14 protein-coding genes are annotated in these 16,190 nt (G+C 59.7%); 6 read left to right on the forward strand and 8 right to left on the reverse strand.

Translation table 11 applies throughout. The features are described 5' to 3' along the window. The first annotated feature begins 3 nt into the window (after positions 1-3). The 4 genes from J9870_RS22630 to J9870_RS22645 all read left to right on the forward strand — a co-directional run bounded on the left by J9870_RS22630 (position 4) and on the right by J9870_RS22645 (position 6,512). On the forward strand, positions 4-1,068 hold the full coding sequence (locus J9870_RS22630) for an imelysin family protein (protein WP_210640264.1): 1,065 nt from the start codon (positions 4-6) through the stop codon (positions 1,066-1,068). A 2-nt stretch (positions 1,069-1,070) separates the two neighbouring features. Beyond that, on the forward strand, positions 1,071-2,168 hold the full coding sequence (locus J9870_RS22635; protein ID WP_210640266.1) for a DUF1513 domain-containing protein: 1,098 nt from the start codon (positions 1,071-1,073) through the stop codon (positions 2,166-2,168). Between the two features lie 155 nt (positions 2,169-2,323). Next, the gene (locus J9870_RS22640) at positions 2,324-3,472 is read left to right on the forward strand and encodes an efflux RND transporter periplasmic adaptor subunit (protein WP_210640268.1); all 1,149 of its coding nucleotides are present in this window, start codon (positions 2,324-2,326) and stop codon (positions 3,470-3,472) included. A gap of 13 nt (positions 3,473-3,485) precedes the next feature. After that, the gene (locus J9870_RS22645) at positions 3,486-6,512 is read left to right on the forward strand and encodes a multidrug efflux RND transporter permease subunit (protein WP_210640270.1); all 3,027 of its coding nucleotides are present in this window, start codon (positions 3,486-3,488) and stop codon (positions 6,510-6,512) included. A gap of 101 nt (positions 6,513-6,613) precedes the next feature. On the opposite strand, the gene J9870_RS22650 is transcribed toward J9870_RS22645, so the two are convergent. From J9870_RS22650 to colR, 5 genes are all read right to left on the reverse strand, one after another. Continuing rightward, the gene (locus tag J9870_RS22650; RefSeq protein WP_210640272.1) at positions 6,614-6,841 is read right to left on the reverse strand and encodes a hypothetical protein; all 228 of its coding nucleotides are present in this window, start codon (positions 6,839-6,841) and stop codon (positions 6,614-6,616) included. Between the two features lie 2 nt (positions 6,842-6,843). Then, positions 6,844-7,554 carry a lipopolysaccharide kinase InaA family protein gene (locus J9870_RS22655; RefSeq protein WP_210640274.1) on the reverse strand — a complete coding sequence of 237 codons (711 nt, stop codon included), beginning with the start codon at positions 7,552-7,554 and terminating at the stop codon, positions 6,844-6,846. A 4-nt stretch (positions 7,555-7,558) separates the two neighbouring features. Continuing rightward, positions 7,559-8,227: a class I SAM-dependent methyltransferase gene (locus J9870_RS22660; protein WP_210640276.1), complete on the reverse strand. Its 669-nt coding sequence runs from the start codon at positions 8,225-8,227 to the stop codon at positions 7,559-7,561. Positions 8,228-8,354: 127 nt separating this feature from the next. Continuing rightward, positions 8,355-9,632: a HAMP domain-containing sensor histidine kinase gene (locus J9870_RS22665; protein WP_210640284.1), complete on the reverse strand. Its 1,278-nt coding sequence runs from the start codon at positions 9,630-9,632 to the stop codon at positions 8,355-8,357. Further along, entirely contained in the window at positions 9,622-10,305 is a 684-nt protein-coding gene (gene colR / locus J9870_RS22670; RefSeq protein WP_109753864.1) for a two-component system response regulator ColR, read from the reverse strand. The genes J9870_RS22665 and colR overlap by 11 nt, the downstream gene beginning before the upstream one ends. A gap of 209 nt (positions 10,306-10,514) precedes the next feature. Here colR and J9870_RS22675 point away from each other — a divergent pair, with 209 nt between their 5' ends. Next, entirely contained in the window at positions 10,515-12,464 is a 1,950-nt protein-coding gene (locus tag J9870_RS22675; protein ID WP_210640286.1) for an LTA synthase family protein, read from the forward strand. A gap of 53 nt (positions 12,465-12,517) precedes the next feature. Next, on the forward strand, positions 12,518-13,261 hold the full coding sequence (locus J9870_RS22680) for a phosphatase PAP2 family protein (RefSeq protein ID WP_210640287.1): 744 nt from the start codon (positions 12,518-12,520) through the stop codon (positions 13,259-13,261). A 199-nt stretch (positions 13,262-13,460) separates the two neighbouring features. Here the strand turns inward: J9870_RS22680 and groL are convergent, their stop codons facing one another. From groL to J9870_RS22695, 3 genes are all read right to left on the reverse strand, one after another. Next, complete coding sequence (gene groL, locus J9870_RS22685) at positions 13,461-15,104, reverse strand: chaperonin GroEL (RefSeq protein WP_109753861.1); 1,644 nt, start codon at positions 15,102-15,104, stop codon at positions 13,461-13,463. Positions 15,105-15,153: 49 nt separating this feature from the next. Next, positions 15,154-15,447 carry a co-chaperone GroES gene (locus tag J9870_RS22690; RefSeq protein ID WP_024619193.1) on the reverse strand — a complete coding sequence of 98 codons (294 nt, stop codon included), beginning with the start codon at positions 15,445-15,447 and terminating at the stop codon, positions 15,154-15,156. Positions 15,448-15,691: 244 nt separating this feature from the next. Then, positions 15,692-16,168, reverse strand: a complete 477-nt coding sequence (locus tag J9870_RS22695; RefSeq protein ID WP_210640289.1) for an FxsA family protein — start codon at positions 16,166-16,168, stop codon at positions 15,692-15,694. Positions 16,169-16,190: the final 22 nt, after the last annotated feature.

The following is a 16,190-nucleotide window of genomic DNA, read 5'->3' on the forward strand; positions in this document are numbered from 1 at the left end:
GACATGTTCCGTCCCAAGCTGTTGTTCACCAGCCTCGCCGCCCTCGCCCTCGGAGCCTGTTCGCCCCAAGACCCGCAAGCGATCACCTCCGCGGCTATCGCCAAGCAAGTGATCCTGCCGACCTACAGCCGCTGGGTCGATGCCGACCGGCAACTGGCGAGCAGCGCCCTGGCATTCTGCCAAGGCAAGGAAAACCTGGAGACTGCCCGCGCCGATTTCCTCAAGGCACAAAAAGCCTGGGCCGAGTTGCAACCGCTGCTGATCGGTCCACTGGCCGAGGGCAACCGTGCCTGGCAGGTGCAGTTCTGGCCGGACAAGAAAAACCTCGTGGGCCGTCAGGTCGAACAACTGGTCAACAGCGAGCCGCAGATCGACGCCGCCGGCCTGGCCAAGTCCAGCGTCGTGGTCCAAGGTCTTTCGGCCTACGAGTACCTGCTGTTCGACGCCAAGATCGACATGGCCGACAGTGCGCAGAAAGCCAAATACTGCCCGCTGCTGACCGCCATCGGTGAACGCCAGAAACAACTGGCCGAAGAGATCCTGTCGCGCTGGAACACCAACGACGGCATGCTCGCCCAGATGAGCAAGTTCCCGAACCAGCGCTACGCTGATTCTCACGAAGCCATCGCCGATCTGCTGCGGGTCCAGGTCACCGCCCTCGACACCTTGAAGAAAAAACTTGGTACGCCGATGGGCCGCCAGAGCAAGGGCGTGCCGCAACCGTTCCAGGCCGATGCCTGGCGCAGCCAGTCGTCGCTGCAAGGCCTGGAGGCCAGCCTGAGCGCGGCCAGGACCGTCTGGGTGGGCGTGGACAACAAAGGCCTGCGCGGCCTGTTGCCCAACGACCAGAAACCATTGGCTGACAAAATCGATGCAGCCTACGAGGCATCCTTGAAGTTGTTCGCCAGCAGCCAGCGCACGCTGACCGAAATGCTCAACGACGACGCCGGGCGCCAGCAACTCAACGATCTGTATGACAGCCTCAACGTCGTCCATCGCCTGCACGAAGGCGAACTGGCCAAGGCGCTGGGCATTCAACTGGGCTTCAACGCCAACGACGGTGACTGATCATGTTTCGACGTCAGGCCCTGGCATTGGGCAGCTTGCTGCTCGGCGCCGTTACCCTGGGCGGCTGGACGCTGTTCAAGCAAAAGGACAAGAGTCCGCTCCTGCTTTCGGCACGGGACGATGGCGACGGCAAGCACTACGCCGTGGGCTATCGGCTGGACGGTAGCCGGGTGTTCGCCACCCAGGTCGGCCAGCGTTGCCATGACATCATCAACCACCCGACGTTGCCGGTTGCGCTGTTCGTCGCTCGTCGTCCAGGTACCGAAAGCTACCTGATCGACCTGCGCGACGGTGCGCTGCTGCAAACCATCAGCTCGTTACCGAACCGGCATTTCTACGGCCACGCGGTCATCCATAAAGGTGGCGAATGGCTGTACGCCACCGAGAACGACACCACCGACCCAGGCCGCGGCCTGTTGGGCGTGTACCGTTTCGAAGGCGAGCGGCTGGTGCACAGCGGTGAGATTTCCACCCACGGCATCGGCCCGCACCAGGTGTCCTGGATGCCTGACGGCGAGACGCTGGTGGTGGCCAATGGCGGCATTCGCACCGAGGCCGAAAGCCGGGTCGAAATGAACCTCGACGCCATGGAGCCGAGCCTGGTGCTGATGCAACGCGATGGCACCTTGCTGAGCAAGGAAACCCTCGCCCAGTCAATGAACAGCGTGCGTCACCTGGGTATCGCCAGCGACGGTACCATCGTTTCGGGCCAGCAGTTCATGGGCCCTGCCCACGAGCCCTCGGAGCTGCTGGCGATCAAGCGGCCAGGCCAACCGTTCCAAGCGTTTGCGGTGCCCGAGCAGCAATTGCAAGCCATGGGGCACTACACAGCCAGCGTCGCCGTGCACAGCGACCTGCGCCTGGTGGCCCTGACCGCTCCGCGCGGCAACCGCTTCTTCATCTGGGACCTGGACAGCGGCGAAGTGCGCCTGGATGCGCCTCTGCCAGATTGTGCCGGCGTGGGCGCGGTGGCCGACGGTTTCGTCGTGACGTCGGGCCAAGGGCGGTGCCGCTATTACGATTGTCGGCAGACACAACTGGTTGCAAAGCCGCTGGATCTACCAGCAGGGCTCTGGGACAACCATTTGCATCTGGCCTGAGCAAGGGAGCGAAGCCTCTCGGCGCCGAGCTCCCTGGTTTTTCGGAAAAGTCCCACACTCCACCGGCCCTGCAGGATCTGGAATAGCCCGCACACTCGGAGTAATGTGCCCGCCTATCTGTATTTTCTCTCAGCTCTTTTCCAAGGAAGTGGAACATGCTGCGACGCCGCATGCTGATCATGTTGGGTGTTGTCCTGCTGGTGGTGCTGTTGCTCGCCGGCTACAAGGCCTTCTCCATTTACCAGCAGATCCAGATGTTTTCCGTACCGAAACCACCCGTCAGCGTCGCCGTGGCCACAGCCGTCGAGCAGCCCTGGCAAGCACGCCTGCCCACCGTTGGCAGCCTCAAGGCATTGCAAGGCGTGGACCTGAGCCTGGAAATTGCCGGGACGGTGCAAAAGGTGCAGTTCCAGTCCGGACAGAAGGTCAAGGCTGGCCAGCCGCTCCTGCAACTGGACAGTGACGTCGAAAGAGCCCTGCTGGAAACCGCCGAGGCCGACCTTGACCTGTCACAACTGGACTTCGGTCGCGGCCGACAACTGGTGGGCAGCCAGGCGATCTCCAAGGGCGAGTTCGACCGGCTCTCGGCGCAACTGAAAAAGAACCAGGCCACGGTCAATCAGCTCAAGGCTTCCCTGGCCAAGAAACAGATCCTGGTACCGTTCAGCGGCACCATCGGCATTCGCCAGGTGGACGTCGGCGACTACCTGGCCAGCGGCACGGTGATCGCCACCCTGCAGGACCTCAGCAGCCTTTATGTGGATTTCTACGTTCCCGAGCAAACCGTGCCCAGGCTCGCGGTTGCCCAGCCGGTCGACGTCAGCGTCTCGGCCTATCCCGGGCAGAACTTCGTCGGCACCATCAGTGCGATCAACCCCAAGGTCGAGGACAGCACTCGCAACGTGCTGGTGCGCGCCACCCTGGCCAACCCAGACGGCAAACTGTTGCCCGGCATGTTCGCCAACCTGCAGGTGATCCTGCCGGACGTGACTGCCGCCATTGTCGTGCCGGAAAGCGCGGTGACCTACACCCTCTATGGCAACTCCATGTACGTGGTGACGCAGAAAAAAGCCGCCGACGGCAGTATCGAGAAAGACGACAAGGGCCAGCCGATCCTGATCGCCGAACGGCGCTCCGTCGAAACCGGCGAGCGACGCGACGGGCAGGTACTGGTTTCCAAGGGTGTGAAGAGCGGCGAACAGGTGGTGATCGCCGGCCAGATCAAGCTCGACAACGGTACGCCCATCGCCATCAGCGACGACAAGACCCTGACCGAACAGAACAGCCCGCCGCGCGCGGACTGATCAAGGAACCCCCATGGCTTTTACCGATCCGTTCATCCGCCGTCCGGTGCTCGCCACCGTGGTCAGCCTGCTGATCGTGCTCCTGGGCTTCCAGGCCTGGAGCAAGCTGCCCCTGCGACAGTATCCGCAGATGGAAAACGCCCTGATCACGGTGACCACCGCTTACCCCGGGGCCAACGCCGAGACCATCCAGGGCTACATCACCCAACCGATGCAACAGAGCCTGGCCAGCGCCGAGGGCATCGACTACATGACCTCGGTCAGTCGCCAGAATTTCTCGGTGATATCGGTTTATGCCCGTATCGGCTCCAACAGCGACCGACTCTTTACCGAACTGCTGGCCAAGGCCAACGAGGTCAAGAACCAACTGCCCCAGGACGCCGAGGACCCGGTCCTCAGCCGCGAGGCCGCCGATGCTTCGGCGCTGATGTACATCAGTTTTTTCAGCAAGGAACTGAACAACCCGCAGATCACCGACTACCTGTCACGGGTGATCCAGCCCAAACTGGCGACGTTGCCGGGCATGGCCGAAGCGGAAATCCTCGGCAACCAGGTCTTCGCCATGCGCCTGTGGCTGGACCCGGTCAAGCTCGCCGGTTTCGGCCTGACTGCCGCTGACGTGACCAATGCCGTGCGCCATTACAACTTCCTCTCGGCGGCCGGCGAGGTGAAAGGCGAGTACGTGGTCACCAGCATCAACGCCAACACCGAACTCAAGTCTGCCGAGGCCTTTGCCGCGATTCCGCTCAAGACCGACGGTGACAGCCGCGTGTTGCTGCGGGATGTGGCCCGGGTGGAAATGGGCGCCGAGAACTACGACACCATCAGTTCCTTCGGCGGCACGCCCTCGGTGTACATCGGGATCAAGGCCACACCCGGCGCGAACCCGCTGGATGTGATCAAGGAAGTGCGCAAGATCATGCCGGAGCTGGAGGCCCAACTGCCCACCAATCTCAAGGCCGAGATCGCCTACGACGCCACCCTGTTCATCCAGGCGTCCATCGACGAAGTAGTAAAAACCCTGTTCGAGGCAGTGCTGATCGTCGTCGTCGTGGTGTTCCTGTTCCTCGGTGCCCTGCGTTCGGTGGTCATCCCCGTGGTGACCATCCCCCTGTCGATGATCGGCGTGATGTTCTTCATGCAGTTGATGGGTTACTCGATGAACCTCCTGACACTGCTGGCCATGGTATTGGCCATCGGCCTGGTGGTGGACGATGCCATCGTGGTGGTGGAAAACATTCACCGGCACATCGAGGAAGGCAAAAACCCGTTCGACGCCGCGATAGAAGGTGCTCGGGAAATCGCCATGCCGGTGGTCTCGATGACCATCACACTGGCGGCAGTCTACGCGCCGATTGGCCTGCTCGAAGGGTTGACCGGGGCGTTGTTCAAGGAGTTCGCCTTGACCCTGGCCGGCGCGGTGGTGATTTCCGGAATCGTCGCCCTGACCCTATCCCCCATGATGTGCGCCCTGCTGCTGCGTCATGATGAGAACCCTTCGGGGCTGGCCCATCGGCTGGATACGGTCTTCGAACGCTTGAAGAGTCGCTATCAGCGCCTGCTTCACGGCACGCTCAATGCCCGGCCGGTGGTGCTGGTATTCGCCGCAATCGTACTGCTGCTGATTCCGGTGCTGATCATGTTCACCAAGTCCGAACTGGCGCCCGACGAGGATCAAGGCATCATTTTCATGATGGCCAATGCGCCGAAGACGACCAACCTTGACTACCTCAACGCCTACACCGATCACTTCATCACGATCTTCAAGGAATTCCCCGAGTACTATTCCTCGTTCCAGATCAACGGCTACAACGGTGTGCAATCGGGCATCGGCGGCTTCCTGCTCAAGCCCTGGAACGAACGCAGCCGCACCCAGATGGAAATCCTGCCTGAAGTCCAGGCCAAGCTGGAGAGCATTCCCGGCTTGCAGATTTTCGGCTTCAACCTGCCCTCCCTGCCGGGCACTGGCGAGGGCCTGCCATTCGCCTTCGTCATCAACTCGCCGAAGGACTACACCACACTGCTGCAGATTGCCGAACGCGTAAAAAAACGCGCCATGGAATCCGGCAAGTTCGCCTTCATGGACATAGACCTGGCGTTCGACAAACCCGAGGTAGTGGTCGACATCGATCGCGCCAAGGCAGCCCAGATGGGGGTTTCGATGCAGGACCTGGGCGGCACCCTGGCAACCCTGCTGGGTGAGGCCGAAATCAATCGCTTCACCATCGAGGGGCGCAGCTACAAGGTCATCGCCCAGGTCGAACGACCATTTCGGGATAGCCCGGGCTGGTTGAATAATTACTACGTGAAAAATACCCAGGGCGAACTGCTACCGCTTTCGACCCTGGTCAAGGTCAGCGACCGAGCGCGACCACGACAACTGAACCAGTTCCAGCAGCTCAACGCAGTCACGATTTCGGGCTTTCCCATCGTGAGCATGGGCGAGGCGATCGAGACGGTTCGCCAGATCGCCCGGGAAGAAGCACCGACCGGGTTCGCCTTCGATTACGCGGGGGCTTCGCGGCAGTTCGTACAGGAAGGCAGTGCACTATGGGTGACCTTTGCCCTGGCCCTGGCGATTATCTTCCTGGTACTGGCAGCCCAGTTCGAAAGCTTCCGGGATCCGCTGGTGATTCTGGTGACAGTACCGCTATCCATCTGCGGAGCGTTGATTCCGCTGTTCCTCGGCTGGTCGAGCATGAACATCTATACCCAGGTGGGGCTGGTGACGTTGATCGGCCTGATCAGCAAGCATGGGATCCTGATAGTCGAATTCGCCAACCAGTTGCGCAAGGAACAGGGACTGACGCCAAGGGACGCAGTGGAGCAAGCGGCCTCGATTCGCCTGCGGCCGGTGCTGATGACCACCGCGGCGATGGTGTTTGGCATGGTGCCGTTGATCCTGGCCACCGGTGCCGGCGCGGTGAGCCGTTTCGACATCGGTACGGTAATCGCCACCGGGATGTCGATTGGGACCTTGTTCACGCTGTTCGTGCTGCCCTGCGTCTATACCCTGCTGGCCAAGCCGGACCAACCCTGAGGCTGTTGGAGAGATTGTGGGGCTTCTGTGGCGAGGGGATTTCTGTCGTTAAAAAACAAAGGCCTCGCATATGCGAGGCCTTTATCCAGGTTTCGTGATGCTCAACTCTGCGGCCTCATCCCCTGGGAAAGACTGAACATGAACAGCAGCAGATCGTTGTCCGGTCGGATCGCCTCGCTGGCCTTGGCCACCCTTGGCAAAGGGCAATGAGCGTCAACGGTGGAAGCGCTGAGGATCTGCGAACGTGGCTGCTCCCATACAGCCACCGCCATCGATGCAACTGCCAGGGCCCCTACTAAAAACAAACCTCTAGCAATTTCTAATTTCATCGCTATAAACCTTTGATAGCGCTGCCAAACGCCGCCTCGTAAAGGTAGACGAGTTTTTTCCAGTCAGCGTCGCTGAACGACGAATGGCGCCGCAACTGCTTCATGTCATGGGAAGCCGCACGCCGGGCGGTCAGGCGCTGGCGGCACTTCTCAAAATCGAGCAAAGCCACTTCGGCCTTGGCCGCCTCACCTTCTCCGGTCACGCGCACAAAGACGTGCTTGATGTAGATACAGCCATGTTGCCAACGGCCCTTGTGCATGCGGGCCAGGTTTTCCGCCAGCGCCAGGAGGATTTGATCATGCACTGCTTCGCCATGGCGCTCACGGCCACCTGCGGCATACCAGTGCTCGATCTCTTCAAAACCTTCCAGCGCCTGGGTCACCAGCAGCGCGCGCCACTTGTGAACCGGGTCCCGCTGGGCGCCACAGAAAACGAGTTGGGGGACGCGGACACCCAGTCGGGTCAACGCCAGGAGTGCGTCTTGCTCCCGCAGCACGGTGGGTCTACCAAACGGGTGCAGCCAACTGCGATAGATATGGCCGGTCTGACGCTTGGCATAAAGCAGCTTGCCGTCCTTGCCCTTGATTCGTTGCACACCGCTTTCACCGCCGCGACGCACATTGGGCTCTTCCACCCACTCCCCCTGCTGACTCCAGAAATGTTCGAAGTCGTCGAGGAGAATCGTTGATGTCCCTGCTGCCTGTACACCCATGCCTTTACCTCTTGCGTAATACGTAAACTCGCCACATGGCATAGAGCGGTAGAAAGTCCAGTCGTTCCTGAATACGAAACCCTGCCTGTCGAAACTCTTCCTCTACTGTAGCAACCGGTAACACAAAGCGATTCTGGTAGCCTTTTTGCCCACGAGTACGTTCTTGGCGTTTGCGTTTCCAGGCCTTGAAATTGCCATCGACCCACAATGAAACGATCACGCTATCACGGGTAACGCGTTCGAACTCCCTAAGAATCGCCAGTCGATGCTCGGGTTCACCAATGTGGTGCAACAGGCGCATGCAAAAAATGCTGTCGACGGCGCTATCAGGCAAGGCAATGTCGAACGCAGAAGTGTGCAAGGGTTGTACCCGTTTCACGACATCGGCCGGCTGAGACTCCATTGCGGTCTTGAGCATGGCTTCGGAATTGTCCGCGCCGATGATGACCCGATTCGGCTTTTCGGCCAACAAGGGCCAGAATCGCCCCGCACCGCATGGCAGGTCCAACACCAGGCCGGGGTCGCCCACAAGGGCTAATGCGCGGCGGGCCAGTTGCTGGTCTCGTTGATTGGAAAGGCGGCGACTCAAGCTGCCTCGATGCTTATGAAAATATCTTTGGGCATGCTGCTCGTCGTACTTCTCGGAAAAATCGAGCTTGATGGGATCGGGCATTGATGGGGGCCTCCATGTCTGAATAGCCCCACCTTATGAATTGATATGTCAGGGTCAGGTCATCACTTTGTGAAAACTTTGTCATGTAAATGACCGAATCTTTACAAGATTTTTCCAACCCTGGCGATCACGCCTTCGGATTCAACTCCACCTCGAAATGGCAACCGTTGGGTTCCATCGTGCTGAGACTCACCGTCCAGCCCTGGTTCTCGCAAATCCGTTGCACCAGTGACAGCCCCAATCCCAGGCCCTCACCGCGCTTTTCGTTGCCGCGCACGAATGGCTCGAACATCGCTTCGCGCTTCTCCTCCGGGATGCCCACACCGCTGTCCTCGACCACGAACCCGGTGGCAGTCAACGAAAGACGGATGAAGCCCTGGTCGGTGTAGTGCAAGGCATTTCGCAGCAGGTTGCCCATGACGGCAGTCAGGAAGGTGGCGTTATACAGGGTATCGAGGGTTTGTCCCGGTTCGAAGATCAGCGTCAAGCCTTTGGATTCGATGGGGCTGCGCCACACTCCGAGGAGGTTCTCGGCCACCTGTTCCAGGGTCAGTCGAGGCGACATGCCGTTGTCTTCGCGCTGGGCCCTGGCGAGCATCAGGAAGGTTTGCACCAGCTCGCGCATCTCTTCACTGGCCCGGTTAATGCGCTCGACCTGGGTGCGGCCACGCTGATCCAGGGCCGGGTTTTCCAGCAGCAGTTCGCAAGAGGTCGCCAGGATCATCAACGGCGTGCGCAATTCGTGGCTCACGTCGCTGGTAAACAAGCGTTCGCGGGTCAGGGCCTGGCGCAACCGCCCCAGTGTCGCGTCGAACGCCACGGCCAGTTCACCCACTTCATCGGCGGCGTAATCCGGAGCCAGCGGAGGGGCAAGCCCGAGGAGCTGGTCGCGATGTCGTACTTGCCGAGCCAGGCGAACCACGGGGGCCATCACCCGGCGTGCCAGGATCCACCCCAGAAATACCGCCAGTGCCAGGCTGAGCACGAAGCCCACCAGCACCACGGCAAACAGCACCCGCTCACGCTCCTCGAAGTCGCTCTGGTCTTGCAACAGCACGTAGTGCCGACCGTCCACGATCTCGACCATGGCGTGATACGACAGTTGTTCGCGAAACACCTCGTGGAAGCCACGCTCCAGATGCCGTAGATCCTTGGGTAACTCGAAGTCTCCCGGGCCGCCACTGAAATAAAACAACTGGTCGGGCTCCGGACGATGGTTCCAGTCCGAGACGCTGTCCATCAATAGCAAGCGTTGCAGGTCGCCCCCAAGCCCGGCGGAAATCAGTTTTTCTTCCACCAGGTGGACCGTCGCCACGATGCCCATGGCAAATGCCCCGGCCACCAACGCGCTCATTAGCGCAAAGGCGATGATGATCCGTTGGGCAAGGCTCTGCTTAAACTCCATCACGGCCCTCGGCCAGGCGATAACCCACGCCGTGCACGGTATGCAACAACGGCTTGTCGAACGGTTTGTCGATCACCTGACGCAGTTGATGGACGTGGCTGCGCAGGCTGTCGCTGTCCGGGCAATCGTCGCCCCACAACGCTTCTTCAAGGATTTCCCGGCGCAACACGTGGGGGCTTTTCTGCATCAATACCGCCAGCAGCTTCAGGCCTACGGGGTTGAGCTTGAGCAGCTTGCCTTCACGGGTCACCTCCAGGGTGTCGAGGTCGTAACTCAGGTCGCCAACCTGCAAGGCCCGCCGGCCACCACCTTGGGCCCGACGCATGACGGCTTCGATCCGCGCCGCCAATTCCGACAACGCAAAGGGTTTGATCAGATAATCATCGGCCCCGGACTTGAAGCCCTGCAGACGATCGTCCAACTGATCCCGGGCGGTGAGCATGATCACCGGCGTATCGAGCCGGGCGTCTTCGCGCAGGCGCTTGCACAGGGTGTAGCCGTCGATGCCCGGCAGCATGATGTCGAGCACGATCAGGTCGTAGTGTTCGGTAGCGGCCAGGTGCAACCCCGACAAACCATCCTGGGCGCAATCGACGGTATAGCCCTTGAGCCCCAGGTAATCGGCCAGATTGGCCAGGATGTCGCGGTTGTCTTCAACCAATAGAATTCGCATGGGCACCTCCTGCGTATACGGTTAACGGCCATCTTGGCCCGCGCAGCTTACGGCCAATGCCGATTCAGGGCTAGGGCTGGCCGCTGCGCAAATCGACGCCGACCACTTATCAGCTTTTAAATGGATTTTTCACTATCGATTCACGACCTGACTACAGTGAAGGGGCGACACTCTCGCGCTATCGGATTGATATATAAGGAAAGTAGTAAATGGACTTTATCAAAGCAGCGCCCATGCGCTTTCTGCTGTTGATCACCAGCGTCTGGCTGGTGGTATTTCTCCTGACCCGAACCGTTCTGCTGCTCACTCACCTGAATGAGGCTGGCGGCGTCGCATTTTCCGTGTTTGGCACCGGCCTGCTGTATGACCTGGGGTTTCTCGCCTACGCAATCTTGCCGATGGGGCTGTATTTGCTGCTTTGCCCTCCGGCGCTATGGCATCGGCGCGGTCACCGCTGGTTTCTTCGGGCGCTGCTGACAGTCAGCGTGTTCATCATGTTGTTCACCGCCGTCGCCGAATGGCTGTTCTGGGATGAATTCGGCGTGCGTTTCAACTTTATCGCTGTCGACTATCTGGTCTATTCCGATGAAGTGCTGAACAACGTGCTGGAGTCATACCCAATCGGCACCCTGCTGACGATTCTCGCGGTACTGGCCGCGGGCTCGAGCCTGGCTTTGGGCAAACCATTCAATGCCGCGCTGGCCGCGCCATTGCCTCCCTTGCGCGGACGCCTGTTCAGTGCATTAGGCCTGCTGGCTATCACAGGCCTGAGCTTACAATTGCTCAGTCAGGATGCGCCACGCGCTCAGGGCGGCAATGCCTATCGGAACGAACTGGCGAGCAACGGCCCGTATCAGTTCTTTGCGGCGTTTCGCAATAACGAGCTGGACTATGGGCAGTTCTACAGCAGCCTGGCCCCAGCGACCGTTGCCCAGCAGATACGTGCCGAATTGAGCGAGCCCAATACGCGCTTCATCGGCGAGGATCCGCAAGATATCCGCCGAATGATCGACAACCCCGGCACCGCTCGTAAACCGAACATCGTGCTGGTGACCATCGAAAGCCTCAGCGCCAAATACCTGGGCAGCAATGGTGACCAACGCAACTTGACGCCCAACCTGGACGCCTTGCGCCAACAGAGCCTGTATTTCAATAATTTCTACGCCACAGGCACCCGCACCGACCGAGGCCTGGAAGCCATCACCCTGGCTATTCCACCGACCCCAGGACGCTCGATCGTCAAGCGCATTGGCCGAGAAAGCGGCTTCGCCAGCCTTGGCCAGCAATTGAACGCAGTCGGCTACGACAGCGTATTCGTGTATGGCGGGCGCGGTTACTTCGATAACATGAACGCGTTTTTCAGCGGCAATGGCTATCGGGTCGTCGATCAAAGCAGCGTCGATGAATCCGACATCCACTTCAAGAATGCATGGGGCATGGCCGACGAGGATCTGTACACACAGACGTTGAAACTGGCCGATGCCAATTACGCCAGGCAGCAGCCATTTCTATTGCAGTTGATGACCACGTCCAACCACCGTCCCTACACCTATCCGGACAATCGGATCGACATCAAGTCCGGCAACGGTCGTGATGGGGCAGTCAAATACACCGATTACGCCATTGGTCAGTTTCTGGAGCAGGCACGGCAAAAACCGTGGTTCGATAACACGATCTTCGTTTTCGTGGCCGACCACACCGCCGGCAGCGCCGGTAAGGAAGACCTGCCGATCAGCAATTATCAGATCCCTCTGTTCATCTACGCACCGAAGCTGATCGAGCCGCGGGAAAGCGGCCAACTGGCCAGCCAGATCGATCTCGCCCCAACCTTGCTCGGTTTGCTGAACATGGATTACCAGTCGACGTTCTTCGGTCGCAACCTGCTACAGGAAAACCCGTTGCCGCCTCGCGTCGTCGTAGGCAATTATCAGCATCTGGGTCTGTTCGACGGCAAGGATCTGGCAATCCTCAGTCCACGCCAGGGCCTGCGACGGCACGACGATGCGCTGACCGAAAGTCGCGAATCCCGGGCGAACAGCGAAGACCCTCTGGTCAGCCGCGCCATCACGTATTACCAAACCGCCAGTTATGGCTTCAAGCAACAGCTGCTTGGCTGGAGAACACCCAAGGAGGGTGTCGAGCAAGTCAGCGAACGTTAATCGAACTGCCCCAGGCTGATGCCCTGGGGCGCTTTCTTGGTTCAGGATCTGTCATGCCATCAAGCGTTATACGCCCCACTCCCCGCCCGCTGAACTTCTGGTTGTGCCTCGCCATTCCCGCCGTTGCGGCAATCACCCTGGTTTTGTTGGAGTGGACCGACCTGGACATGTATTTGGCCCGATTGTTCTATGACCCGGCCGCCAGCGGCTTTATCGGGCGCCACAGCTACTTTCTGGAAAACATCCTCCATGACCGGGCAAAACAAGTCGTCATCGCCTTTTCGGTGCTGGCGATCCTGGGGTTCATCAGCTCGTTTTTCATCACCGGCCTCAAACCGTTCAAACGCGAACTGGGTTGCCTGGTGCTGTCCCTGGCCCTGGCGACATCCTTCGTCACGCCGATGAAAGCGGTGACGGCGGTGCAATGCCCCTGGAGTTTGAAAGAGTTCGGCGGCAAGGAAACCTACAGTGAGTTGCTGAGCCCGCGTCCGGCCACCGACAAACCCGGTCGTTGCTGGCCTGGTGGTCACGCCGCCACCGGCTTCACGCTGTTTGCGCTGTTCTTCGTGTTGCGCGACCGTCGCCCGCGCCTGGCCCGCCTGGCCTTCATATCGGCCCTCACCTTGGGAACGGTCTTCTCCGTGGGGCGGATGATGCAAGGGGCACATTTCTTTTCCCACAACGTGTGGACCGCGGTGTTCTGTTGGCTGATTTGCCTGGGGTGTTATTACTACGTGCTGTACCGGCCGGCTTTTACAGCTGAGCGTATGGCCGTCACCCACCCCGTCAATGCCTGAGCATAAATCTCAATGTAGGAGCAGGCTTGCTCGCGAAAGCGGAGTATCAGTCGATGCCTGATTGACTGACCCGCCGCTTTCGCGAGCAAGCCCGCTCCCACAGGGATTGGCGCGATCTCAACGCCGGGAAAAACCAAGGCAATAAAAAACCCCGCCTGCTTTCGCAGGCGGGGTTTTTCGCTACAGGGGTAAGGCTGGCTTACATCATGCCGCCCATGCCACCCATGCCGCCCATGTCTGGCATGCCGCCGCCAGCTGGAGCGTCTTCCTTGATTTCAGCGATCATCGCCTCGGTGGTGATCATCAGGCTAGCAATCGACGAAGCCGCTTGCAGGGCCGAACGAGTCACTTTGGCTGGGTCCAGGATACCCATTTCGATCATGTCGCCGTATTCGCCGGTAGCAGCGTTGTAACCGTAGTTACCCGAACCCTGCTTGACCTTGTCGACCACAACGCTTGGCTCGTCGCCGGAGTTGGCAACGATCTGGCGCAGAGGGGCTTCTACAGCGCGACGCAGCAACTGGATGCCGACGTTCTGGTCATCGTTGTCGCCTTTGAGTTCGCTGATGGCTTGCAGGGCACGAACCAGTGCCACGCCGCCGCCAGGCACCACGCCTTCTTCGACGGCTGCGCGGGTAGCGTGCAGGGCGTCTTCAACGCGGGCTTTCTTCTCTTTCATTTCAACTTCGGAACCGGCGCCAACCTTGATCACTGCAACGCCGCCGGACAGCTTGGCCAGGCGCTCTTGCAGTTTTTCACGGTCGTAGTCGGACGAAGTCTCGGCCACTTGGGCGCGGATCTGAGTAACGCGAGCCTGGATATCAGCCTCGACGCCAGCACCGTCGATCACGGTGGTGTTTTCCTTGGACAGGATCACGCGCTTGGCGTTACCCAGGTGCTCCAGGGTGGTGCTTTCCAGGCTCAGGCCGATCTCTTCGGAGATAACGGTACCGCCGGTCAGTACGGCGATGTCCTGCAGCATGGCCTTGCGACGGTCGCCGAAGCCAGGAGCCTTGACGGCTGCGACTTTAACGATGCCGCGCATGTTGTTCACAACCAGGGTCGCCAGGGCTTCGCCTTCAACGTCTTCGGCCACGATCAGCAGTGGGCGGCCGGCTTTGGCAACGGCTTCCAGCACTGGCAGCATTTCGCGGATGTTCGAGATCTTTTTGTCGACCAGCAGGATCAGCGGGCCGTCGAGCTCGGCGGTCATGGTGTCTGGCTTGTTGACGAAGTACGGGGACAGGTAGCCACGGTCGAACTGCATGCCTTCTACAACCGACAGTTCGTTTTCCAGGCCCGAGCCTTCTTCAACGGTGATCACGCCTTCTTTACCAACTTTTTCCATGGCTTCGGCAATGATGTCGCCGATGGAGCTGTCGGAGTTGGCCGAAATGGTGCCGACCTGAGCGATTGCCTTGGTGTCAGCGCAAGGCTTGGACAGACCTTTGAGTTCCTTGACGATGGCGATGGTCGCCTTGTCGATGCCGCGCTTGAGGTCCATCGGGTTCATGCCGGCAGCGACGGCTTTGAGGCCTTCGTTGACGATCGATTGAGCCAGGACGGTAGCAGTGGTGGTGCCGTCGCCAGCGTCGTCGTTGGCACGGGAGGCAACGTCTTTGACCAGTTGCGCGCCCATGTTTTCGAAGCGGTCTTTGAGCTCGATTTCTTTGGCTACGGAAACGCCGTCCTTGGTGATGGTCGGAGCGCCGAAGCTCTTCTCGATGATCACGTTACGGCCTTTCGGGCCCAGGGTCGCTTTTACTGCGTCAGCCAGGACGTTGACACCGGCGAGCATTTTCTTGCGGGCGGAATCGCCGAATTTAACTTCTTTAGCAGCCATGATCGATATTCCTTAAATACTTTGTAGTCGCGGAAAAATGAGCGGGGAATCAGCCTTCGACAACAGCGAGGATTTCGCTCTCGCCGATAACCAGCAGGTCTTCGCCATCAACTTTCACAGTGTTGCTACCGGAGTAAGGGCCGAAAACAACCTTGTCACCCACTTTCACGGACAGCGCACGTACTTCACCGTTTTCCAGTGCTTTGCCTGGGCCTACAGCGAGGACTTCACCCTGGTTTGGCTTCTCAGCAGCCGAACCTGGCAGGACGATACCGCCAGCGGTTTTCTTTTCTTCTTCGCTGCGACGGACGACGACGCGGTCATGCAGAGGACGAAGCTTCATTGTCGATCTCTCCTAATTGTGGTTTTCATCGGCCGGTGTAGTCCCGGCGGGTTTAACGAATCCGGCGGTGCCGGGTGCGGTTCGTCAAGCGAACCGCAGAAGTCTGTCCGGTGTTGCCACCGGAAACCTTGCGGTGACCCATACATAAGGGCGGACAAGCCGATTACAAGGGCCGGGTATGAAATTTTTTACTTCACGCAGCCAAAAACGAACACGGCACCAGAAGGTGCCGTGTCGCTGGTTTTTACCGAGGGTCGCGGTGTTCGAATTCGCCTTCGATCACGTTGGGCTCGCGGCCCAGAGGTTCGCGCGGAGCTGGCCCGCCACGGGGCTGCAGGTCGTCGGCAAAGGCCCGCTGGCGCATCGCCTGCTCTTCGGCGCGCTGGCGCATTTTATTGGCCAGCATCCGACGGGTGAATGGCAACAGCATGACCAGGCCCAGCACGTCGCTGATGAAGCCAGGCAGGATCAACAGACCGCCACCCAGGGCTAGCATCAGGCCTTCAAGCATGGTCTGGGCAGGCAGCTCGCCTCGGTTCAAGCTTTCACGGGCACGCAATGCCGTGGCGAGGCCGGCGATACGCAGCACGAACACGCCGAGCATCGAGCCGAGAATGACCAGCAACAGCGCCGGGAAAAACCCGATCGCACCGCTGACCTTGACGAATACGAACAGCTCCAACACCGGGAACAGCAGAAAGAGCAACAAAAAAGGGCGCATCAAATGGTTCCTCAACGCAAGA

This window comes from Pseudomonas sp. Tri1 (genome assembly GCF_017968885.1).
Taxonomy (GTDB): domain Bacteria; phylum Pseudomonadota; class Gammaproteobacteria; order Pseudomonadales; family Pseudomonadaceae; genus Aquipseudomonas.